The sequence below is a fragment of the Nocardioides kongjuensis genome, assembly GCF_013409625.1.
GTDB lineage: Bacteria > Actinomycetota > Actinomycetes > Propionibacteriales > Nocardioidaceae > Nocardioides > Nocardioides kongjuensis.
This window is the reverse complement of sequence record NZ_JACCBF010000001.1, coordinates 4012523-4032397: the sequence shown is the minus strand read 5'-3', so window position 1 is coordinate 4032397 and position 19875 is coordinate 4012523. Positions and strand designations below refer to the sequence as shown.

Annotated in this window: 21 protein-coding genes and 1 riboswitch; of the genes, 7 read left to right on the top strand and 14 right to left on the bottom strand. The window is 72.6% G+C overall.

Features of this window, described 5'->3' with window-relative positions; translation table 11 throughout:
* Nucleotides 1-72 precede the first annotated feature (72 nt).
* Together BJ958_RS19355 and BJ958_RS19350 are read left to right on the top strand one after the other, a co-directional pair.
* A complete protein-coding gene (locus BJ958_RS19355; RefSeq protein WP_179728512.1) occupies nt 73-1500 on the top strand; it encodes a hypothetical protein in 1428 nt (475 codons plus the stop codon).
* 61 nt (nt 1501-1561) lie between these two features.
* Entirely contained in the window at nt 1562-1903 is a 342-nt protein-coding gene (locus BJ958_RS19350; protein WP_179728511.1) for a DUF2784 domain-containing protein, read from the top strand.
* On the opposite strand, the gene BJ958_RS19345 is transcribed toward BJ958_RS19350, so the two are convergent.
* The 5 genes from BJ958_RS19345 to BJ958_RS19325 form a co-directional block, all read right to left on the bottom strand.
* On the bottom strand, nt 1866-2528 hold the full coding sequence (locus tag BJ958_RS19345) for a VOC family protein (RefSeq protein ID WP_179728510.1): 663 nt from the start codon (nt 2526-2528) through the stop codon (nt 1866-1868). The genes BJ958_RS19350 and BJ958_RS19345 overlap by 38 nt on opposite strands.
* A 61-nt stretch (nt 2529-2589) precedes the next feature.
* The gene (locus BJ958_RS19340; RefSeq protein ID WP_179730276.1) at nt 2590-4803 is read right to left on the bottom strand and encodes a heavy metal translocating P-type ATPase; all 2214 of its coding nucleotides are present in this window, start codon (nt 4801-4803) and stop codon (nt 2590-2592) included.
* A gap of 28 nt (nt 4804-4831) precedes the next feature.
* On the bottom strand, nt 4832-5767 hold the full coding sequence (locus BJ958_RS19335) for a hypothetical protein (RefSeq protein WP_179728509.1): 936 nt from the start codon (nt 5765-5767) through the stop codon (nt 4832-4834).
* The gene (locus BJ958_RS19330; protein WP_179728508.1) at nt 5764-5970 is read right to left on the bottom strand and encodes a heavy-metal-associated domain-containing protein; all 207 of its coding nucleotides are present in this window, start codon (nt 5968-5970) and stop codon (nt 5764-5766) included. The genes BJ958_RS19335 and BJ958_RS19330 overlap by 4 nt, the downstream gene beginning before the upstream one ends.
* 45 nt (nt 5971-6015) lie before the next feature.
* Entirely contained in the window at nt 6016-6333 is a 318-nt protein-coding gene (locus tag BJ958_RS19325) for a metal-sensitive transcriptional regulator (protein ID WP_179728507.1), read from the bottom strand.
* A gap of 134 nt (nt 6334-6467) precedes the next feature.
* Between BJ958_RS19325 and BJ958_RS19320 the strand changes: the two genes are divergently transcribed.
* On the top strand, nt 6468-7880 hold the full coding sequence (locus BJ958_RS19320; RefSeq protein ID WP_179728506.1) for an MFS transporter: 1413 nt from the start codon (nt 6468-6470) through the stop codon (nt 7878-7880).
* A 147-nt stretch (nt 7881-8027) separates the two neighbouring features.
* On the opposite strand, the gene chrA is transcribed toward BJ958_RS19320, so the two are convergent.
* The 5 genes from chrA to BJ958_RS19295 all read right to left on the bottom strand — a co-directional run bounded on the left by chrA (nt 8028) and on the right by BJ958_RS19295 (nt 13361).
* Nucleotides 8028-9413 (bottom strand): chromate efflux transporter, encoded by a 1386-nt coding sequence (chrA, locus tag BJ958_RS19315; RefSeq protein ID WP_179728505.1) that lies wholly within the window; start codon nt 9411-9413, stop codon nt 8028-8030.
* A 44-nt stretch (nt 9414-9457) separates the two neighbouring features.
* A complete protein-coding gene (locus BJ958_RS19310) occupies nt 9458-10465 on the bottom strand; it encodes an ABC transporter substrate-binding protein (RefSeq protein ID WP_343052740.1) in 1008 nt (335 codons plus the stop codon).
* On the bottom strand, nt 10462-11280 hold the full coding sequence (locus BJ958_RS19305; RefSeq protein ID WP_179728504.1) for an ATP-binding cassette domain-containing protein: 819 nt from the start codon (nt 11278-11280) through the stop codon (nt 10462-10464). Before BJ958_RS19305 ends, BJ958_RS19310 begins: the two co-directional genes overlap by 4 nt.
* Complete coding sequence (locus BJ958_RS19300; protein ID WP_273519918.1) at nt 11277-12293, bottom strand: FecCD family ABC transporter permease; 1017 nt, start codon at nt 12291-12293, stop codon at nt 11277-11279. The genes BJ958_RS19305 and BJ958_RS19300 overlap by 4 nt, the downstream gene beginning before the upstream one ends.
* A gap of 90 nt (nt 12294-12383) precedes the next feature.
* A riboswitch (cobalamin riboswitch) is annotated at nt 12384-12566 on the bottom strand.
* A gap of 45 nt (nt 12567-12611) precedes the next feature.
* Nucleotides 12612-13361: an IclR family transcriptional regulator gene (locus BJ958_RS19295; RefSeq protein ID WP_343052739.1), complete on the bottom strand. Its 750-nt coding sequence runs from the start codon at nt 13359-13361 to the stop codon at nt 12612-12614.
* 104 nt (nt 13362-13465) lie between these two features.
* Between BJ958_RS19295 and BJ958_RS19290 the strand changes: the two genes are divergently transcribed.
* From BJ958_RS19290 to BJ958_RS19280, 3 genes are read left to right on the top strand one after another with little or no spacing between them, the layout of a single operon-like run.
* Nucleotides 13466-14182, top strand: a complete 717-nt coding sequence (locus tag BJ958_RS19290) for a CoA transferase subunit A (protein WP_179728501.1) — start codon at nt 13466-13468, stop codon at nt 14180-14182.
* 1 nt (nt 14183) lies between these two features.
* Nucleotides 14184-14858, top strand: a complete 675-nt coding sequence (locus tag BJ958_RS19285) for a CoA transferase subunit B (protein ID WP_179728500.1) — start codon at nt 14184-14186, stop codon at nt 14856-14858.
* The gene (locus BJ958_RS19280) at nt 14855-15601 is read left to right on the top strand and encodes an enoyl-CoA hydratase-related protein (RefSeq protein WP_179728499.1); all 747 of its coding nucleotides are present in this window, start codon (nt 14855-14857) and stop codon (nt 15599-15601) included. The genes BJ958_RS19285 and BJ958_RS19280 overlap by 4 nt, the downstream gene beginning before the upstream one ends.
* Here BJ958_RS19280 and BJ958_RS19275 read toward each other — a convergent pair.
* A complete protein-coding gene (locus tag BJ958_RS19275) occupies nt 15567-16547 on the bottom strand; it encodes a helix-turn-helix domain-containing protein (protein ID WP_218865873.1) in 981 nt (326 codons plus the stop codon). The two genes, BJ958_RS19280 and BJ958_RS19275, sit on opposite strands and share 35 nt — an antisense overlap.
* Before the next feature lie 103 nt (nt 16548-16650).
* Here BJ958_RS19275 and BJ958_RS19270 point away from each other — a divergent pair, with 103 nt between their 5' ends.
* Entirely contained in the window at nt 16651-17241 is a 591-nt protein-coding gene (locus BJ958_RS19270) for a cysteine hydrolase family protein (protein WP_179728497.1), read from the top strand.
* Here the strand turns inward: BJ958_RS19270 and BJ958_RS19265 are convergent.
* From BJ958_RS19265 to BJ958_RS19255, 3 genes are all read right to left on the bottom strand, one after another.
* The gene (locus BJ958_RS19265; protein WP_179728496.1) at nt 17238-18251 is read right to left on the bottom strand and encodes an IS481 family transposase; all 1014 of its coding nucleotides are present in this window, start codon (nt 18249-18251) and stop codon (nt 17238-17240) included. The two genes, BJ958_RS19270 and BJ958_RS19265, sit on opposite strands and share 4 nt — an antisense overlap.
* A gap of 122 nt (nt 18252-18373) precedes the next feature.
* Nucleotides 18374-19255, bottom strand: a complete 882-nt coding sequence (locus tag BJ958_RS19260; RefSeq protein ID WP_179728495.1) for an RNA polymerase sigma-70 factor — start codon at nt 19253-19255, stop codon at nt 18374-18376.
* Nucleotides 19252-19845, bottom strand: a complete 594-nt coding sequence (locus BJ958_RS19255; protein ID WP_179728494.1) for a carboxymuconolactone decarboxylase family protein — start codon at nt 19843-19845, stop codon at nt 19252-19254. Before BJ958_RS19255 ends, BJ958_RS19260 begins: the two co-directional genes overlap by 4 nt.
* Between the last annotated feature and the right edge of the window lie 30 nt (nt 19846-19875).

The window sequence follows — 19875 nt, the reverse complement described above, 5'->3', positions numbered from 1 at the left end:
CGTCATGATGGGTTCCGTGGGTTTCATGGGGGTCGGCGGCATCGCCTGACGGCTCCGAGAGGGGGCCGTGGGATGTCCTTCCGTCCGGTACGTCGTTGTGGGGAGCTCGTCTCGCTCCTGGTCACCGTCGCCCTGCTCGTCGTGCCCTCCGACGCGACGGCAACGGTCGCGAAGCGCCGCCCGGCGCCGCTGCCAGCGCCGGACGCCGCCGTGGTGCCTGTGGGCGTGGGAGCAGCGACCACGGCGGTCGACGTCACCTGGCCCGCGGAGCACCGTTGGCGCGGTCGACCGCTTCGCTACAAGGTGGTGCGCGCGGACGGAGGGGTCGAAGGTCCGCGCCGGACCGTGTGCACGGTCGGTCCGGCGGTGCGCGCGTGTCGCGACCAGGTCGCCGTCGACGGGGTGGCGCACTTCTATGCGGTGAAGGCCGTCAACGGGCGCCATCGATCCAGCCGACTACGGCACTGGGCTGGTCCGGTGAGCGCCTCGAAACCACCCCTGCCGCCGACAGCGGTGACCGTGGCTGCGGTGCGGCCGGATCAGACGCTGGACGTCTCCGTCACGCTTCCGGCGAGCTTCGGCACTGGGACGTTCCACCACCTGCACTGGTCCGCCGACGACTCGGGAGGGTCCCAGGGCGACTGGGTCCCCGCAGCGGCGCCGTCGCCCGGGGCCAGCCTCCCTGTGCTCCTGACCGGACCGCTGGTGATCGACAACCGGCCGGTGGTCGTGTCCGTCGCCCTGTGCACCACGACTGCGGCCGCGACCCCGGTCTGCAGCGCACCGACCAGCTCGTCCACCCCGGGCCTGGCGGCACAGCCGTACGCCCTGCCGCTCGTGCCCGCGGCCGCGCCGTCGCCCTGCAGCGTCGACCCCGCGGGGGTCGTCACCTTCGCTTGGTCCGCGCCTGCTGCCAACGGGCGACCGGTGAACAGGTACCTGGTCAACGGTGGGGGATTCCCGACAGACACCGTCGTGGTCGCGCAGCCGACGGGAGTCGAGAGCGTCACGCGTTCCTACCCGGGCGACGGCGGCACGTCGACCATCGCCGTCTCGACGGTCGACTCCGTCGGCGCGCGGAGCGTCGTCAGTCGCCAGATCACCTGCCCGCACGCGGTTCCCACCACTGTCGTGGCCTCGGGGAACGGGACCATGCCTGCAGGCGGCTTCATCGACTGGGAGACTGGCGCGCAGTCGACCGGGTCTGCTTGCGCCGGCTGCGACGCGGGCTACGCGGGTGGATGGGGATCGCCGACCGGCGGCACGGTGGCGGCCATCTTGGGCGCGGCAGGGGCGAATCCCATCGGCACGACGTACAACGGTCTCTCGTGCACCGACCTGAAGTCGCTCCCCTATACCGCGAACCTCCAGACCGCCGGAGATGCCGGCTCGACGACGGTGCTCGCCTACCGCACCGCCGTCGGGCACTACACCAAGGTGCAGCTGCACTTCGACTCGACCGCGTCGATCAGCTACACCTTCACCACCTACGCGTGCTGAGGCGATCAGTGGGTCCCGGCCACCCGCGGACCTGTGACGCCGTGTCACTACAATCCGGCCCATGCACCGGGTCGTCGCAGCAGGAGCCTTCGTGGTCCACGTGCTGTTCGTCGGCTTCACGGTGGTGGGCGGGTTCCTGGCCTGGTTGATGCCGTGGGTGGTCATCCCGCACCTCGCTGCCGCCGCGTGGGGCGGCCGGATGGCCGTGACCGATGCCGCCTGCCCGCTCTCGCGCCTGGAGGACTGGGGCCGCGAAGGTGCGGGCAAGCCCAGGATGGACGAGCGCGGGTTCATCGCCCACTACCTCGAGGACCGGGTCTACCCCTCGCGCCTGGCCCGGCGGGTCGAGGTCGTCGTCGCGACCGTCATCCTCGGGTCGTGGCTCGGCTTCGCGATCCGCTGACCCCGGCACTGCCGGCCGGCTCCCACGCGAAGCCGTCGGGGTCGCTCGCCGCGGTCTGGCCTCCCACGAGGACCACGCGGTGCGAACCGCTGCCCTCGATCGGTACGCCGGCGTCCTTGGCCAGCGCCTTGCGGGGCAGCAGGCCGAGGGTCACCGCGCCCGAGCCGGGCTCGAACTCGACGTACTTGCGCCCGAAGCTGCGGGCCACCTCGAAGCCGCGGTCGACGTAGAACTGCTTGGTGGCGGTGATGTCGTCGCAGCCGATGAGGAGCACGATGCTCTCGATGTCGCGGCTGGCCGGCCCCTTGTTCTTCTTCGACGAGCTGACGACCTTCCAGATCGCGCCGTCAGGCGCCCGCAGCACGCCGCCGTAGCCCCAGAAGGACTTCGCGACCGGCTTGATCGCGGTGGCTCCGGCCGCCAGGGCGGTCTCGGCGAAGCTGTCGACGTCGGCCGGCTGGGCCAGGGTGAGGGAGACGTGGAAGCCGCGGAATCCCTCGGTCGGGGCCTCGGAGGCCCGGAAGTCGAGCGGCAGGTCCGGACCGAAGGCCCGGGCGTAGAAGTCGCGAGCGGCGGCCGGGTCGGCCACCTCGAGGAGGATGGTGTCCAGGGAGTTGGTGTTCATGTCCCTGACGCTATGGCCGACCCCGCCGCCGCTGCTTCTCGATTCCTGACGGGTTCCGCGATCAGCTCGCCGTGGCCTTGAACGAGCGCAGTCGCAGGCTGTTGGACACCACGAACACCGACGAGAACGCCATCGCGGCGCCGGCCAGCATCGGGTTGAGCAGGCCGGCGGCGGCGAGCGGCAGGGCGGCGACGTTGTAGGCGAACGCCCAGAACAGGTTGCCCTTGATCGTGGCCAGGGTCCGCCGGGACAGGCGGATCGCGTCGACCGCGACCTGCAGGTCGCCGCGCACCAGGGTCAGGTCGCTGGCCTCGATCGCCACGTCGGTGCCGGTGCCCATCGCCAGGCCGAGGTCGGCCTGGGCGAGCGCCGCGGCGTCGTTGACGCCGTCGCCGACCATGGCCACCACGCTTCCCTCGTCCTGCAGCCGCTTGACGACGTCGACCTTGTCGGCGGGCAGGACGTCGGCGATGACGTCGGCCTCGTCGATGCCGACCTGTGCTGCGACCGTCCGGGCCACCACGGCGTTGTCGCCGGTGAGCAGCACCGGCCGCAGGCCCAGCTCCCGCAGCTGGGCGATGGCCGTGGCCGAGGTCGGCTTGACCGCGTCGGCGACCACGACGATCCCGCGGGCCCTGCCGTCCCAGCCGACGGCGACCGCCGTGCCGCCGGTGTCCTGGGCCTGCGCCAGTGCGGCGGCCAGCGACGGCGACAGGTGCTGCGACCACTCCTCCAGCAGGCGGGGCCGGCCGACGAGCACCGCGTGCGATGCGTCGCCGTCGAGCAGCACGCCCTGCACGCCGAGGCCCTCGACGTTCGCGAAGTCCTCGATGGCAGGCAGCGGACCGGCCTCGCGGGCGGCGTCGGCGATGGCGCGGGCGATCGGGTGCTCGGAGGAGTCCTCCAGCGCACCGGCGTACCGCAGCACCTCGGCGGCGTCCTCGCCGTCGTCGGCGACCACGTCGCGCAGCGTCATCCGCCCGGTCGTGACCGTGCCGGTCTTGTCGAGGACGACCGTGTCGACCGCGCGGGTGGACTCGAGCACCTCGGGCCCCTTGATCAGGATGCCGAGCTGGGCACCGCGGCCGGTGCCGACCATGAGGGCGGTCGGGGTGGCCAGGCCGAGGGCGCACGGGCAGGCGATGATGAGGACCGCGACCGCCGCCGTGAACGCCGCGGCGAGACCGTTGCCCGTGCCCAGCCAGAACCCGAGGGTGCCGGCCGCGAGCAGGATGACGACGGGGACGAAGATCCCGGAGATCCGGTCGGCCAGGCGCTGCACCTGGGCCTTGCCGTTCTGGGCGTCCTCGACCAGCCGCGCCATCTGCGCGAGCTGGGTGTCCGCGCCGACCCTGGTCGCCCGGACGACCAGCCGGCCGCCCGCGTTGACCGTCGCGCCGACGACCGCGTCGCCCTCCCCGACCTCGACCGGCACGGACTCGCCGGTCAGCATCGAGGCGTCGACCGCGGAGCTGCCGCGCTCGACCACGCCGTCGGTGGCGATCTTCTCGCCCGGGCGCACGACGAACCGGTCGCCCACCTTCAGCTCGCCCACCGGGACGCGGACCTCGACGTCGTCGGGTCCGAGGACGGCGACCTCCTTGGCGCCGAGCTCGAGCAGCGCCTTGAGGGCCGCGCCGGCCCGCCGCTTCGAGCGCTGCTCGAAGTAGCGCCCGGCCAGGATGAACGTCGTCACGCCGGCGGCGGCCTCGAGGTAGATGTTGCCGCTGCCGTCGCTGCGCTCGATGGTCAGCTCGAACGGGTGCTTCATCCCGGTCGTGCCGGCGGTGCCCCAGAACAGCGCGTACAGCGACCAGCCCAGCGCGGCGAGCGTGCCGAGCGAGATCAGCGTGTCCATGGTGGAGGTGCCGTGGCGCAGGTTGGTCCAGGCCGCCTTGTGGAACGGGTACGCGCCCCACACCACCACCGGCGCGGCCAGCGTCAGCGAGAGCCACTGCCAGTTGTCGACCTGCAGGGCCGGCACCATCGCCATCGCGACCACCGGCACCGTCAGCAGCGCCGAGACGACCAGCCGCTGCCGCAGGGTCGCGACCGGATCCGCCTGTGCTGCGGGCTCCTGTCCCTCTGCGGCCGGCGGCCTCGGCAGCGAGGCGCCGTAGCCGGCGGCCTCGACGGCGGCGACCAGGTCGTCGGTGGAGACGCCGTCGGCGTAGGTCACCTTCGCCTTCTCGGTCGCGTAGTTGACCGTCGCGGTGACGCCCTCGAGCTTGTTGAGCTTGCGCTCGATCCGGTTGGCGCACGACGCGCAGGTCATCCCGGTCAGCGCGAGCTCGACCTGGTGGTCAGTGTCCGTGCTCACCGCTGCCTCCGTGCTTCTCCTCGTCCCCGGTGTCCCCGGCGGTCACGGTGAACGCCGCGGTGCGCACGACGCCGTCGTGCTGGAAGTCGAGGTAGAGGTGGTAGGTGCCGGCGCTGGGGACGGCGGTGTGGAACACGACGTCCGGCCCGGGCTGCGTCGTACCGTCGCCGGGCTCGCCGTCGGGGTGGACGTGGAGGTAGGCGAGGTCGCCGCTGCGCAGCGCGACCAGGTGGCCGTAGGCGCCGAGGTAGGGCTGCAGATCGGTGACCGGCTTGCCGTCCTTGCTGACGCTCAGCGTGAGCCTCGCGTCGGCGCCGGCGGACAGGTCGCCGTCGAGGGTGACCCGGTAGCCGTCGACCGTGGCGGTGCGGTTCTCCTGGGCCGGCGTTGCCGCCTCGAACGCGCCGTCGACCGCGAGGTCGGTGCCGAGGGTGAGTGCCTCGCCGCCGGTGGCTTTGAAGTCGGCGAACAGCCGCCACGTCCCGGGCGTCAGCGCGAGGTCGGTCGACCAGGTGCCGCCGTCGAGCGTGGGGTGGACGTGCTGGAACCCGCTGAAGTCGCGTCGTACGGCGATGAGGTGGAGCCGCTTGTCGTGCTGGACGTCGTACGACGTCACGGGTGCGCCGTCGGGTCCGGTGATGGTGAAGCTCACCGGGACCGCGGCGCCGGCGGCAGCCTGCGCGTGGTCGAGGGTGAGGGTGTAGCCGTCCTGCGACGTCATGAGTCCTCCTGGGATCTCGGTCGTCGTCCCGGCGTCCTGCTGGTGCTCGGCGTGGCCCCCGGTGGCGTCGCCCGCGTGCGTGTCGTGGCCCGGCTTCTCCACCTCGACCGGGCCGATGGCCCGGCCGGCGAGGAGCGCGATGCCGAACACGGCCGCGGCGACGGCACCGAAGCCCGCCAGCCGCGTCGGGGTGTTCATGCGAGCTGGTAGCCGGCCTCCTCGACGGCGGCCTTCACGGCGGACTCGTCGAGGGGGGCGGCGCTGGTGATCGTGACCGCACCGGTGGGCAGGTCGACCGCGACGTCCTGGACGCCGGAGATCTCCTGCACCTCCTCGGTGACGGAGGCGACGCAGTGGCCGCAGGTCATGCCGGTGACGGTGAAGGTCTGGGTGGTGCTCATCGGAGATTCCTCTCGCTGGATGGGGTGGAGTCGGATCGGGACGCGTCAGGAACGGACCAGGCGGGCGATGGCGTCGGAGGCCTCCTTGAGCTTGATGTCGGCCTCCTCGCCCCCTTCCCTGGCGGCGTTCACGACGCAGTGCGCCATGTGCTCGTCGAGCAGGCCGAGGGCGACGGACTGGAGGGCCTTCGTCATGGCGGAGACCTGGGTGAGGATGTCGATGCAGTACTGCTCCTCCTCCACCATCCGCTGCAGACCCCGCGCCTGGCCCTCGATGCGGCGCAGCCGCTTGAGGTAGTCGTCCTTGGTGCGGTTGGCGATGTAGCTGTGCTGGTGCTCCGCGCCGGTGTCGCTGTGTGCCATGGCCCTCTGTCCTTCGTGTGCTGGGAATCGACCTGCCCGAACAGGATACCCCCCTGTGGTATTCCGTGGTAGCGTCCCGATCCGTTCAGTACGGTACCCCCCTAGGGTACCCATCCGTCAAGAAGGAGATCGAGATGTCAGTCCTCACCCCACCGGAGGCCGGCCGCCGGAACCGGCGCTGGCTCGGGCTCGCGGTCATCGCCGCCGCCCAGTTCATGGTCATCATGGACACGTCGATCATCGGCGTGGCCCTGCCCGAGATGCAGCGTGACCTCGGCTTCACGCCGGAGAACCTGTCCTGGGTCTTCAACGCCTACGTCGTCGCGTTCGGCGGCCTGCTGCTGCTCGGCGGCAAGGTGTCCGACGTCCTCGGCGCGCGCACCGTCTTCGCCGCCGGCTGGGTCGTCCTCGCCGCCGGCTCGCTCGTGGCGGCGGTCGCGGGCAACGTCGAGGTCGAGCTCGCCGGCCGCGCGGTCCAGGGCGCAGGGGCGGCCCTCGTCGCGCCCTCCGCGCTGACCCTGCTGATGATGCTGTTCGGCGGCAACCCGCGCGAGCTCACCAGGGCGCTGGCCCTGTACGGCGCGGCCGCGCCCGCCGGCGGCACCGCCGGTGTCTTCCTCGGCGGTGTGATCACCGAGTACCTCAGCTGGCCGTGGGTGTTCGCGATCAACATCCCGGTCGCGCTGCTGGTCCTCGCCCTCGTCCCGTCCTCGATGCCCGCGGGTCGTTCGGGGACGTCGCGGCGGGTCGATGTCGTCGGTGCGGTGACGGTGACCGCCGGTCTCGCCGCCCTCGTGTACGCCGTGGTCCAGGCCCCGGAGGTCGGCTGGGGCGCCGCCCGCACCTGGTGGGTGCTCGGCGCAGGCGTCCTGCTCGTCGCGGTCTTCGTCGCCCAGCAGGCCCGCGGCCGCGACCCGCTGGTGCGCCTCGGCATCCTCCGCGCGCCGGACCTGGCCGCCGCCAACCTCGCCCAGCTCCTGCTGGGTGCCGCGTGGATCCCGATGTGGTTCTTCCTGAACCTCTACCTGCAGCAGGTGCTCGGCTTCACCGCGTTCCCCAGCGGTGCCGCGCTGCTGCCGATGACGCTGCTGATCATGGTCGGCATGGTCGTGCTCGCCCCGCGCGTCCTCGCCCTGCTCGGCGTGCGGACCGCGACCGTCACGGGGCTGGTGCTGCTTGCCGCGGGCATGGCCTGGCTGGCGATGATCGACGCGGACGGCAGCTACGCGGTGGACGTGCTGCCCGCCTCGCTGGTCGCCGCCCTCGGCATGTCGCTCGCCTTCATCCCCACCCTCGGCACGGCGATCTCCGCCGCGCCGCCGGAGGAGGGCGGCCTGGCCTCGGGCATCGTCAACACCAGCTACCAGATCGGCTCGGCCCTCGGCCTGGCCGTCATGACCGCGATCGCAGCGGGAGCCGGCGCCGACCGGCTGGGCGACGTCGGCGCGTTGACGGAGGGCTACTCCGCGGCGTTCGTCGGTGCCGCGGTCGTGGCCGCCGTGGGGGCGCTCGCCTCGGCCGTGCTGCTGCGGGGCCGGTCCTCGTGACCGCTCGCGACGTCGTCCGGGTCGCCGCCGCGTGTGCGCTGCGCTGCGCGGTGGCGGCCCTGGCCGACCTGGTCGCCTCCCGGCGTCGCACCTGACGAACGGGCTGTGAAGGGCCTGGATCTGCAGCCCATTCGTCAGGTGCGACGCTCAGACCAGCCCCACCACGAAGATCCCGACTCCGAGCGCCGCACACAGGCCCAGCGTCCGCAGGGGGCTCCAGCCGTGCCGGAGCATCACGACCAGCGCGACGGCGGTGATCGCGAAGGCGACCGGGTCCCACGACCCGAGCACGGGGACGTCGACGTGCACCCAGCCTGCGTCGAGGGTGCGGTGGCGGTCGAACAGGGTGTGCAGCGCGAAGAAGACCGCGAGGTTCGCGATCACGCCGACCACGGCTGCGGTGATGCCGGTCAGGGCGGCACCGAGGCCGCGGTTGTCGCGCAGCCGCTCGACGTACGGCGCACCGAGCAGCACGAACAGGAAGCACGGCACGAAGGTCACCCAGGTGACGAGCAGCGACGCCAGGACGGCCGCCACCCACGGCTCGAGCGAACCCGGGTGGCGGTAGGCGCCGACGAAGGCGACGAACTGCACCACCATGATCAGCGGCCCGGGAGTGGTCTCGGCGAGCGCGAGGCCGCGGACCATCTCGCCGGGGGCCAGCCAGTGGTAGACGCCGACGGCCTGCTGGGCGACGTACGACAGCACGGCGTAGGCACCGCCGAAGGTGACGACCGCGGCGCCGGAGAAGAACAGTCCCTGGTCGACGAAGACGGGGGTGCCGGTCGTGCCGGCCAGGACGGCGAACGCGGCCACCGGGGCGAACCACAGCACGGCCCCGAGCAGCAGGACCGTGCCGGAGCGGCGGACCGTCGGCAGCTCGTGGTGCAGGGCGTCGTCGCTGATCAGCGGCTCGGGACCCTCGTCGCTCCCGTGGGGCCGGGGTTCACGCAGGGCGGGCAGGCGCAGGCTGAGCAGCCAGCCGAGGAGCCCGGACGCGAAGACCACGACGGGGAAGGGCACGGCCAAGAAGGTGAGGGCGACGAAGGACGCGACCGCGAGGGCGACCAGGGCGGGGTGGTGCAGGGCCCGCTTCCCGACACGCTGCACCGCCTGGACGACGACCGCGATCACTGCCGGCGCGACCCCGGCGAACAGAGCGGTGACGAGGTCGGTCTCGCCGTAGCCGACGTAGACGCCCGACAGCGCGAGCAGCGCGAGCATCCCCGGGAGGACGAACAGGCCGCCTGCGATCAGGCCGCCGCGGATCCCGTTGAGCAGCCAGCCGGTGTAGATCGCCAGCTGCTGGGCCTCCGGGCCGGGCAGCAGCATGCAGAAGTTCAGTGCGTGCAGGAAGCGCTTCTGCCCGATCCAGCGCTTCTCGTCGACCAGCTTGTGCTGCATGACAGCGATCTGGCCGGCGGGCCCGCCGAAGGTCTGCAGCGAGATCTGGAACCACGCCCGGGTCGCCTCCCGCAACGGGATGACGTCTCCGCCGGTCGGGTGGGGCGGCTCGGGCCGCGCGCCGGACATGGCAGCAAATGTCCCACAGGCGCAGGGCGGACGGGCCCGGGGCCCTACGAGACCGGGACCAGCCCCCAGCCCTCCAGCGCGGAGCGCACCTCCTCCGCAGCCTCGACGTTCAGCGGCCCACTGGTCCACAGCGCGTAGGGCAGGTTGAGGAAACGGCCCTCCTTCACGGCGGGCAGGTCCCTCGTGGCGGGGTTGGCCCGCAGCACGGCGACCTTCTGCTCGAAGGTCTGGCCGGGGTAGTCGACGAAGGCGAACGCATCCGGCTGGGAGGTCGCGAGCTTCTCCCAGGAGACCTCGGTCCAGGTGTCCGACGTCTCGGCCATCGCGTTGACGCCGCCGCCGGACTCGATGATCGCCTGCGGCGCGCCGTAGGCGCCGGAGGTGTAGACGGCCTTCTCGCCGCTGTCGAAGACGAAGACCACGGGCGGCTCCTGCGCCTGCGGGGCCTCGGCGAGGGCTGCGAGGCGCTGGTCGACGTCGGCCACCACCTGGGTGGCACGGTCCTCGTGTCCGGTGATCGCGCCGAGGTTCGTGAGGTCCTCGCGCAGCGCGGTCCACGGCTCGACGATGCCGCGGGCGCTGCTGCCGGCCTGGCGGCAGGACTCCGTGAGCACGTACGCCGCGACGTCGCGTTCGGCGAGGCTGTCGGGGGTGAGCTGCTTCGTCTCGTCGTACCCGTAGCTCCAGCCGGCGACCATCACGTCGGGCCGGGCGGCGACGACGGTCTCGAGGCTCGGGTAGTCGTCGGAGACCTGGTTCAGCCCCGCGACCGCGTCGCCGTAGTGCTCGGCCAGCACCTCCTCGTCGCGACCGATGCTGGACACCGCCGCGACCTGGTCCTCGGCGCCGAGCGCGAGGACCATGGAGATCAGGTTCGAGTCGTTGACGAACATCCGCCGGGCCGGGGTGGGGAACTCGGTCTGCCGGCCGCAGTTCGTGATCGAGACCGAGCCCCGCGCCGCCGACTCGTCGGGTCCGTCGGCCCCGGCCGAGCAGCCGCTGAGGGCGAGGACGGCCGCGGTGGCGAGGACGCCGTACGAGCGCAGGTTCACGGGTGGGTCTCGCTTTCGTCGTGGCTGAACAGCAGGTGCGTCCGGCCGGTGAGGGGGTGGGTGACCCGGGTCGCCAGGACGCCGAACGCGTCGTGGAGCACGGCCGGGGTGAGGACGGCGTCGGGCTCGCCCACCGCGACCAGCCGGCCGTCGTGGAGCACCGCGATCCGGTCGCAGAAGGTGGCGGCGAGGTCGAGGTCGTGCAGGGCGAGCACGACGGTGCGGCCCAGGCCGCGGATCAGCCGCATCAGCGCCAGCCGGTGCCCGATGTCGAGGTGGTTGGTCGGCTCGTCGAGGAGCAGCAGCGGCGCCTCCTGCGCCAGGCCCCGGGCCAGCACCGCCCGGCGGCGCTCGCCACCGGAGAGCCGGTCCAGCGGCTGGGCGGCGGCGTACTCGAGGTCGACGAGCCGCAGGGCACGCCGTACGGCGGCCCGGTCGTCCTCGCCGAGCCCGCCCCAGGCGCCGCGGTGGGGCACCCGGCCGAGCGCGACCAGCTCGGCGACCAGCAGGTCGGACGGTGCCGCCTCCTCCTGCGCGACGTACCCGATCCGGCGCGCCCGCTCCTGGGGCCGCAGGCCCGCCAGCGGACGATCGCCCACCCGCACCTCACCGGCCGCGGGTGACCGGACGCCGGCCAGGGTCCGCAGCAGCGTGGACTTGCCGGTCCCGTTGGCCCCGATCAGCCCGAGCACCTCGCCCGGTACGACGGAGAGGTCGACGTCGGACAGCACGGTCCTGCGTCCGATCGCGCAGGTCACGCCCTGGGCGCTCAGCGCCGGGACCGCGGTCCGGGTGGTGGAGTCGAGGAGGCTCACTCGTCGCCCCCGAACCGGTAGCGGCGCCGTCCGAGCAGCACGAGGAAGACCGGCGCGCCGATCAGGCCGGTGACCACGCTGAGCGGGATCTCGGTCGGGCGCACCGCCACCCGGGCGGCGATGTCGACCCAGACCAGGAAGACGGCGCCGGCCAGCGCGCTGACCGGGAGCGCGACCCGGTGCCGTGGCCCGACCGTCATCCGGGCCAGGTGGGGCACGACCAGGCCGACGAAGCCGATCCCGCCGGCGACCGCGACGAGGACGCCGACCAGGACGGCGAGCAGCGCGAACAGGCCGATGCGCAGGCGGGCGACCGGAACGCCGAGCGCCGAGGCGGTGTCCGGCCCGACCGCGAGGGCGTCCAGCCACCCGCTGGCCGCGAGCAGCAGCACGAAGCTCACGACGACCGCGACCGCCGGCAGCCACAGCTGCTGCCACGTCGCCCCCGACACCGAGCCCAGCAGCCAGAACAGCACGGACTGCGCGGCCTGCGGCTCCGCGCTGCGGAACACCAGGAAGCTGGCCATCGAGGAGAACGCCGCCGACAGGACGGTGCCGGTCAGCACCAGGCGCAGGGGGGTGAGGCCGCCCTGCAGCATCGCGATGCCGAAGACGAGCACCGACGCGACCAGCGCGCCGACCAGGGCGCCGAGGGACAGCGCCCACAGGCCGGCCCCGGCCAGCACGCCGGTGGTGATCACCGCGGTGGCGCCGACGCTGGCCCCCGCGGAGACCCCCAGCAGGTAGGGGTCGGCGAGCGGGTTGCGCACCAGCGTCTGGATGCCGGTGCCGGCGACGGCCAGACCGGCGCCGACGACGAGCGCGAGCAGGGTCCGGGGCAGCCTGATGTCCCAGACGATCGCGTCGTACGCCGGGTCCGGGGTCGCCCCCGAGAACCGCGCCGTGATCGCGTCGACCACGACGGCCACGGGCAGCGGCTCGGCCCCGAAGGCGGTCGAGAGGACCACGGTGACGACCGCCGCCGCCACCAGGACGGTGACGCACGCAGCCACGGGCAGGCGGCGGGCGTCGGGGCGACGCTCCACCGCATCGAGGTTGTGCATCGAAGACCTGTCGGGCCGGGAGCTCAAGTCGCGAAGCTCGGTGGACACATCGAGCCAGCAGGTCTTCGGACTCGGGGTCAATCGGACGAGGCGCCTTCCCAGGCCAGCGTGCGGCCCAGTGGCTTCGTGCCTCGCCCGTCGCCCTCACCGCTGCGCGACAGTTCCGGACTCTCACCGGATTCCCTCACCCCGGGGGGTGTGACTGGCTCGGAGCGGAATCTACGCACCCCGGGCAAGCGCCGACAAGGCCGGGGGGTGTCGGACGGGTCACGCCAGCCGTGAGAGCCGGTGCGCCTCCTCGAGCAGCAGCCTGCCGAGCACCGGCTGCCGGTCGCGCCGGAAGCGCTGCTCGACACCGGTGAGCGTCAGCGCCCACTCGGGCCGCCCGGACTTGTCGAAGACCGCGGCGGCCATGCCCCACGAGCCCTCCACGACGTGCCCGGGGTTGACGGACCAGCCGGTACGACGGGTCGCGGCCAGCCGCTTGCGGATCGCCGCCGCCGAGTGCTGCTCGCCCCACTCGGCGGTGAGGTCGACCCGTTCGAGGAAGGCGTCGATCTCCCGGTCGGGCAGGTGGGCGAGGATCGCGATGCCGGCCGAGACGACGCCGAGGGGGAACCGGGCGCTCTCGTAGAGGACGTAGGAGCGGATCGGGAAGTCGCCGTCCTCGCGCAGCAGCACCACGGTCTCGTCGCCGCGGCGCACCGAGAAGAACGCGCTCTCGCCGGTCTCCTTCGCCAGTCGGTGCACGCTGGCGCGGGCCTCGTTGGTGAGGTCGTAGCGGGTGGCGGCGGCCATGCCGAGCACGTAGGTCTCCGGGCCGAGGAACCAGCGCCCGGTCTGCGGGTCGCGGTCGGTGAGACCCTCGGCGGCCAGCGACTCGAGCAACCGGTGGGTGGTCGCGCGCGGCTGGTCGGTGGCGGCGGCGAGCGCGGTGGTCGTCGCACCCGACTCGGCGGTGGAGAGGGCGCGGAGCAGGGCGGCGACCTTCTCGACCACGCCCGGAGCCCGTTCCACGGCAACAGGGTACGCGTCCACTCAGTGGACGCCACCGGGGCAGCGCATCCGCTGCCCGGTCACTTCGTTGACCCGGCCGGTCCGCGTCGGCGGTGATGGCAGGCATGAGGAAGCTGGTGGACGACGCGCGTACGGCGGTGGCCGAGCGGGTCCGGGACGGGATGACGATCGCGGTGGGCGGCTTCGGCCTGTGCGGCATCCCGCGCGACCTGATCGAGGCGGTGCGCGAGAGCGGGGTGCGCGAGCTGACCGTCGTGTCCAACAACATGGGCGTCGACGGCAAGGGCCTCGGTGTGCTGCTGGAGAACAACCAGGTCGCGAAGGTGATCGCGTCGTACGTCGGCGAGAACAAGCTCTTCGCGCAGCAGTACCTCGACGGTGCTCTCGAGGTCGAGTTCTGCCCGCAGGGCACGCTCGCCGAGCGGCTGCGCGCCGGCGGGTCCGGCATCGCCGGGTTCTACACGCGCACCGGCGTCGGCACCGAGGTCGCCGAGGGCAAGCCGCACGAGGTGTTCGACGGCGAGACCTACGTCCTCGAGCGCGGCATCGTCGCCGACCTCGCCCTGGTCCACGCCCACACCGCGGACGCCGAGGGCAACCTGCGCTACCGGATGACCGCTCGCAACTTCAACCCGCTGGTCGCGATGAGCGGCCGGGTCTGCATCGCCGAGGCCGAGCACGTCCTCGACGGCTTCCTCGACCCGGACGACGTGATCACGCCCGGCATCTTCGTCGACGTCACCGTGCAGGCGAGCGAGCGGCCCAAGGACATCGAGCAGCGCGTCGTGCGCCAGCGGACCGACGAGAGGATCGGAGCCTGACATGGCCTGGAGTCGCGACGAGATGGCGGCCATCGCCGCCCGCGAGCTGAACGACGGCGACTACGTCAACCTCGGCATCGGCATCCCGACCCTGGTGGCCGACCACCTGCCGCCGGGCGTCAACGTGCTGCTGCAGAGCGAGAACGGCCTGCTCGGCATGGGCCCGTTCCCCTATGACGGGGAGGAGGACGCCGACCTGATCAACGCCGGCAAGCAGACGGTCACGACCGCGCCGGGCGCGTCCTTCTTCGACTCCGCGACCAGCTTCGCGATGATCCGCGGCGGCCACGTCGACATCGCGATCCTCGGTGCGCTGCAGGTCGCCGGCAACGGCGACCTCGCCAACTGGACGGTCCCCGGCAAACTGGTCAAGGGCATGGGCGGCGCGATGGACCTGGTCGCCGGCACCCGCCGCGTCGTGGTCATCACCGACCACGTCGCCAAGGACGGCACTCCCAAGATCGTCGAGACGTGCACGCTGCCGCTCACCGGCGCCGGCGTCGTCGACCGGATCATCACCGACCTCGCCGTCCTCGACGTGACGCCCGAGGGCCTCGTGCTCGTGGACGTCGCACCCGGCATGGACATCGAGAAGGTCCGCGAGCTGACCGGTGCGCCGGTCCTCGACCCGGCTCCGGACCCGGCTCGCGACGCCGCGCCCGGCCCCGTGTCGTGACCGCGGTCGTCCACTACGAGCGGGTCGAGGCCGAGGGCCGGCCGCACGCGGTCGTCACGCTCGACTCGGACCGCAACCGCAACGCGCTGTCCGCCCAGCTCCTCGAGGAGCTGCGCACGGCGCTGCACCGGGCGGCCGGGGACGACGTCCTGGCGGTGGTGCTGCGGGCCGAGGGGCGCGCGTTCTGCGCCGGCGCCGACCTCGCGGAGGCCCACCGGGAGGGCATGGAGGTGTCCGCCCAGCGCCTCGCCGGACTGCTGCGCGCGATCCTGGCCCACCCCCTGCCCGTGCTCGCCCGGATCCACGGCCCGGTCCGCGCCGGCGGTCTCGGCATCGTCGCCGCCTGCGACCTGGCGGTGGCCAGCGAGGACGTCACCTACGCCTTCACCGAAGCCCGTCTCGGCCTCACACCCGCGGTCATCTCGCTCAGCGTGCTGCCGCGCATGAACGCCCGGGTCGCCGGCACCACCTTCCTCACGGCCGAGACCTTCGACGCCCGCACCGCCCTCGACAGCGGCCTGATCACCCACGCGGTGCCGCCGGACCGGCTCGACGCCACGGTCGACGAGCTGGTCGCCGGGCTGACCGCCTGCGAGCGGCAGGGGCTCGAGGCGACCAAGCGGCTGCTGAACGCCGACGCCCTGATGTACCTCGACGACCGGGTCGACGACATGGTGGCGCTCTCCGCCGAGCTGTTCGCCTCCGACGTCAGCCGCCGGCACCTCGCGGCGTTCCTGAGGTGAGCGCGAAGTCGGACCGGTAGCGCGTGGGCGTCACCCCGAGCGCGGCGGTGAAGTGGGTCCGCAGCCGGGCCGCCGTACCGAAGCCGACGCGGCGGGCGACCTCCTCGACCCCCAGACCGGTGGTCTCCAGCAGGTCCTGGGCACGGGCCACCCGCTGGGCCACCAGCCACGGGTGCACGCTCGATCCGGTGCGCGCCCGGAACGCCCGCGTGAAGGCGCTGCGGCTCATGCACGCCCGGTCGGCGAGCGCGTCGATGCCGAGCGGTCTGTCGAGGGAGCCGGCCGCCCAGGCCATGGCGCGGGCGACGGCGTCGTCGGAGGCCTCGGGCACGGGCGTCTCGATGTACTGCGCCTGGCCGCCGGCGCGGTGCGGGGCGGCGACGATCCGGCGCGCGACCCTGGTGGCGGTCGACCGCCCGGCGCGCTGGGCCAGGACGTGGAGGCAGGTGTCGACGCCTGCCGTCGCGCCGGCGCCGGTGATGACCGAGTCCTCGTCGACGTACAGCGTCTCGGGGCGCAGGTCGACCGCGGGGAACCGGCGGCGGAAGGTGTCGGCCCACCGCCAGTGGGTGGTCGCGGCGCGGCCGTCGAGCAGGCCGGCGTCGGCGAGCACGAACACGCCGAGGCACAGACCGACGACCTGCGCACCACGGTCGTGGGCCGCGCGCAGCGCCTCGAGGACCGGCTCGGGCGCGGGCTGCTCGGGGTCGTCCCACCACGGCATCACGACGACGTCGGCGCGCTCGACCGCCTCGAGGCCGTGCTCGACGGTGATCGCGTAACCGGCCGAGGTCCGCAACGGACCGGGGCGTACGGCGGCCACCTCGATCGGCCACGGCGCCATCTCGCCGACCGGCTGCTCGGCGCCCCACACCAGGGACGGCACGGACAGGTGGAACGGGCTGATGCCCTCCACGGCGATCACGGCGACCCGCGGCTGCTTCACGTCGTACCTCCGGCCGATGTCGATGTCGGGCGACCCGATTCGGCCTGTTCGTGTTGATTCGGGTCGGCCACCATGGAAGCACACCCGTGGAAAGGAACCCCCCATGACCTCGACCCCGCTCCGCACGCTCGGCGGCGCCGACGACGTCCCCGCCACCCTCGCCGACGCGACGGTGGTTCTCATCGACTACCAGACCACCTACACGACCGGTGCGATGGAGCTGGAGGGCTGGGACGCGGCGCTCGACCGCGCCGCGGACCTGCTCGGCAAGGCGCGCGCCGCCGGTGCGAGTGTGGTGCACGTCCAGCACGACGACGGCCCCGGCAGCCTGTACGACACCTCCGCCGAGATCGGCGCGATCCACGAGAAGGTGCGCCCGGTCGACGGCGAGGCGGTCGTCACCAAGGGCGCCCCCAACTCCTTCCACGGCACCGAGCTCGCCGAGCTCCTGGAGGCGGCCGGTCACCAGCAGGTCGTCCTCGCCGGCTTCATGACCCACATGTGCGTCACGTTCACCGCCGAGGGCGCCCTGCTGCGCGGGTACGACGTCACCGTGGTCGCCGACGCGTGTGCCACCCGCTCGCTGCCGAGCGCTGCCGGCGACGTCCCCGCCGCCCAGCTGCACGCCGCGGCACTTGCCACGATCGGCGACGTCTACGGCACGGTCGTGGGCTCGGTCGCCGACCTCCGCTAGGTGTTCTGACCGGGCAGGTTGGGCACGCGGTCGATGGGTGACTTGCCTTTGAGGCTGGTGTGGCCGCGGTGGTGATTGTAGTGATGCAGCCACTCTGGATAGGTCGCCGCGCGGTCGGCCTCTGAGGTGTAGGGGTGGGCGTAGGCCCATTCCTCGAGCAGGGTCCGGTTGAACCGCTCGACCTTGCCGTTGGTTTGCGGTCGGTAGGGGCGGGTGCGGCGGTGCTTGGTCTGTTTGCCGAGGGCTTTTGCCCACAGGCGTGAGCGGTAGCAGGGCCCGTTGTCGGTGAGCACGGCCTTGACTGTGATGCCGTGCGCGGCGAAGAACACCGTGGCACGTTTCCAGAACGCTGCTGCGGTCTCCTTGCGCTCGTCGGTGAGGATCTCGGAGTAGGCCAGCCGGGAGTGGTCGTCCACGGCGTGGTGCAGGTAGGCGTAGCCACGCGAGGGCGATGCACCGGCGCGGGCTGCGCGATCACGCGCCGCGCCGGCGCGTTGGTCTTGTGCCGAGCCGCGGCCGTGGGCGCGCCATCCACCGCCGTTGGGGATCCGGCCGAGCTTCTTGATGTCGACGTGGACCAGGTCACCGGGCGCAGGGTGTTCGTAGCGGTTCTTGTCGCGTGAGGAGGTCTTGATCCGGGTGCCGGTGGCCGGGTCGGTCCACTTCAACCGTGGGCAGCCGTAGCGGCGCAGGACCTGACCGACGGTCGATGGGTTGAGGCCGAGGTGGTACGCGATCCGGGCCGGTCCCCAGCGTCGGGTCACCCGCAGGTTCACGATCCGACGCTCGGTGCGCTGGGGTAGCCGGTTCGGATTGTGGTGCGGGCGGGAGGAGCGGTCGACCATCCCGGCCTTGCCGGACTCGCGGTAGCGGCTGGCCCACCGCCGGGCGGTCGTGATGCTCACCGAGAACCGTTCGGCAGCTCGGGCATGGGACCAGCGCTTGTCGACGATGAGCTTGGCGAGACGCAGGCGTCCCGCTGGAGTGAGGGTGGCGTTAGCGTGGGTCATGAAGACCTCCGTGGTGAGTGTGGGTGCGTGGTAGCTCCACACCTCACCCGGAGGTCTTCGTCATGGTCCAGCCGACCCGCCGTACCTAACGTCCGTGGTCAGAACAGCTAGGGAACCGTCTCCTAGGACCGCCCCTGGGCGTCGCGGCTCAGCACGAACTCCTCGGTGAGCGAGGTCAGCTTGGCCGGGTTGCGGACCACGAGGATCTTGGAGATCCGGCCGTCCTCGACCTCCAGGCTGATCGCGGTGACCTCGCCGCGGGCGTCGATCCGGGCGCCGAGGGAGCCGTTGATCCACATCGGCTCGATGACGCCGTCGGGTGCGAAGGTGGCGAAGTTCGCCAGCAGCCGGGCGACCGGCTCCGAGCCGTGCAGGGGCTTGCGGATCGCCTGGGCGACGCCGCCGTGGTCGGCCAGCAGCACCACGTCGGGGGCCAGCGAGTCGAGCAGCGCCTGGAGGTCGCCGCCCTGCACCGCGGCGAGGAAGCTCTCGACCACGGCGTGCTGCTCGTCCCGGTCGACCTCGACCCGCGGTCGCCGGGCGGCCACGTGGCTGCGAGCCCGGGTGGCGATCTGGCGGACGGCGGCCGACGTCTTGCCGACGGCGGCCGCGATCTCGTCGTAGGGCAGGTCGAAGACCTCGCGCAGCACGAACACCGCACGCTCGGTCGGTCCCAGCGTCTCCAGGACGGTGAGCATCGCCATCGACACGCTGTCGGCGAGCTCGACGTCCTCGGCGACGTCGGGGGTGGTGAGCAGCGGCTCCGGGAGCCACTCGCCGACGTAGTCCTCGCGGCGTCGGCTCAGGGTGCGCAGCCGGTTGAGGGCCTGCCGGGTGACGATCCGGACCAGGTAGGCACGCGGCTCCTGCACCTGCTCCTGGTCGACGTCGGCCCACCGCAGCCAGGTCTCCTGCACGACGTCCTCGGCGTCGGCCGCGGAGCCGAGCATCTCGTAGGCGACGGTGAAGAGCAGGTTGCGGTGGGCGACGAAGGGATCGCTCATGCCGGCGAGCCTACGGCGGGCCGCTCGGCGAGCGGCTTCATGCCGCAGGCCGAGGCGAAGCCCTCGGACTCGATGCCGAGCGCGGTGTTGGACCGGGTGGTCATGTTCGCGAACCCGATCACGGTGGTGAGCTCGATCAGGCCGGCCGGGCCGAGGGCGGCGAGCAGCGGCTCGACCATCTCGTCGGTGACCGTCGGCGGCGTCTGGCTGGCCGCCTCGGCGTACTCCATCACCTGGCGCTCCAGCGTCGAGAACACCGTCGAGGCCCGCCAGTTCGGGACCTCACGGGCCTTGTCGAGGTCGAGCCCCTTGTCGCGGGCCATGAAGTAGTTGAAGTCGAGGCACCACGAGCAGCCGACGAGCGAGGCGACGGCCATGTGGGCGTAGGTCTTGAGGGTCTCGTCGCACTCGTCCCACTTCTGCAGCTTCTGGCCGTAGGCCATGCTCGCCTTGAGGGCGGGCAGGTGGTGCCACAGCACGCCGATCGACTCGGGCATCGAGCCGAACATCCTCGTGGCGAACTTCTTCACCACGACGCCGTAGAGGCCGGTGACGGGGGCGGACGGGACGCGGGTTCCTGATGTGGTCATGCCATCAAGACACCGGCCGGCTCCCGGGTG

Bases quoted from the DNA above. Each gene is read 5' to 3' on its own strand.
- BJ958_RS19270 (WP_179728497.1), top strand. From the start codon at position 16,651: ATGACCTCGACCCCGCTCCGCACGCTCGGCGGCGCCGACGACGTCCCC.
- BJ958_RS19335 (WP_179728509.1), bottom strand. From the start codon at position 5,767: ATGAACACCCCGACGCGGCTGGCGGGCTTCGGTGCCGTCGCCGCGGCC.
- BJ958_RS19325 (WP_179728507.1), bottom strand. From the start codon at position 6,333: ATGGCACACAGCGACACCGGCGCGGAGCACCAGCACAGCTACATCGCC.
- BJ958_RS19290 (WP_179728501.1), top strand. From the start codon at position 13,466: ATGAGGAAGCTGGTGGACGACGCGCGTACGGCGGTGGCCGAGCGGGTC.
- BJ958_RS19255 (WP_179728494.1), bottom strand. From the start codon at position 19,845: ATGACCACATCAGGAACCCGCGTCCCGTCCGCCCCCGTCACCGGCCTC.
- BJ958_RS19260 (WP_179728495.1), bottom strand. From the start codon at position 19,255: ATGAGCGATCCCTTCGTCGCCCACCGCAACCTGCTCTTCACCGTCGCC.
- BJ958_RS19350 (WP_179728511.1), top strand. From the start codon at position 1,562: ATGCACCGGGTCGTCGCAGCAGGAGCCTTCGTGGTCCACGTGCTGTTC.
- BJ958_RS19320 (WP_179728506.1), top strand. From the start codon at position 6,468: ATGTCAGTCCTCACCCCACCGGAGGCCGGCCGCCGGAACCGGCGCTGG.
- BJ958_RS19345 (WP_179728510.1), bottom strand. From the start codon at position 2,528: ATGAACACCAACTCCCTGGACACCATCCTCCTCGAGGTGGCCGACCCG.
- BJ958_RS19330 (WP_179728508.1), bottom strand. From the start codon at position 5,970: ATGAGCACCACCCAGACCTTCACCGTCACCGGCATGACCTGCGGCCAC.
- BJ958_RS19285 (WP_179728500.1), top strand. From the start codon at position 14,184: ATGGCCTGGAGTCGCGACGAGATGGCGGCCATCGCCGCCCGCGAGCTG.
- BJ958_RS19265 (WP_179728496.1), bottom strand. From the start codon at position 18,251: ATGACCCACGCTAACGCCACCCTCACTCCAGCGGGACGCCTGCGTCTC.
- BJ958_RS19355 (WP_179728512.1), top strand. From the start codon at position 73: ATGTCCTTCCGTCCGGTACGTCGTTGTGGGGAGCTCGTCTCGCTCCTG.
- BJ958_RS19340 (WP_179730276.1), bottom strand. From the start codon at position 4,803: ATGACCTGCGCGTCGTGCGCCAACCGGATCGAGCGCAAGCTCAACAAG.
- chrA (WP_179728505.1), bottom strand. From the start codon at position 9,413: ATGTCCGGCGCGCGGCCCGAGCCGCCCCACCCGACCGGCGGAGACGTC.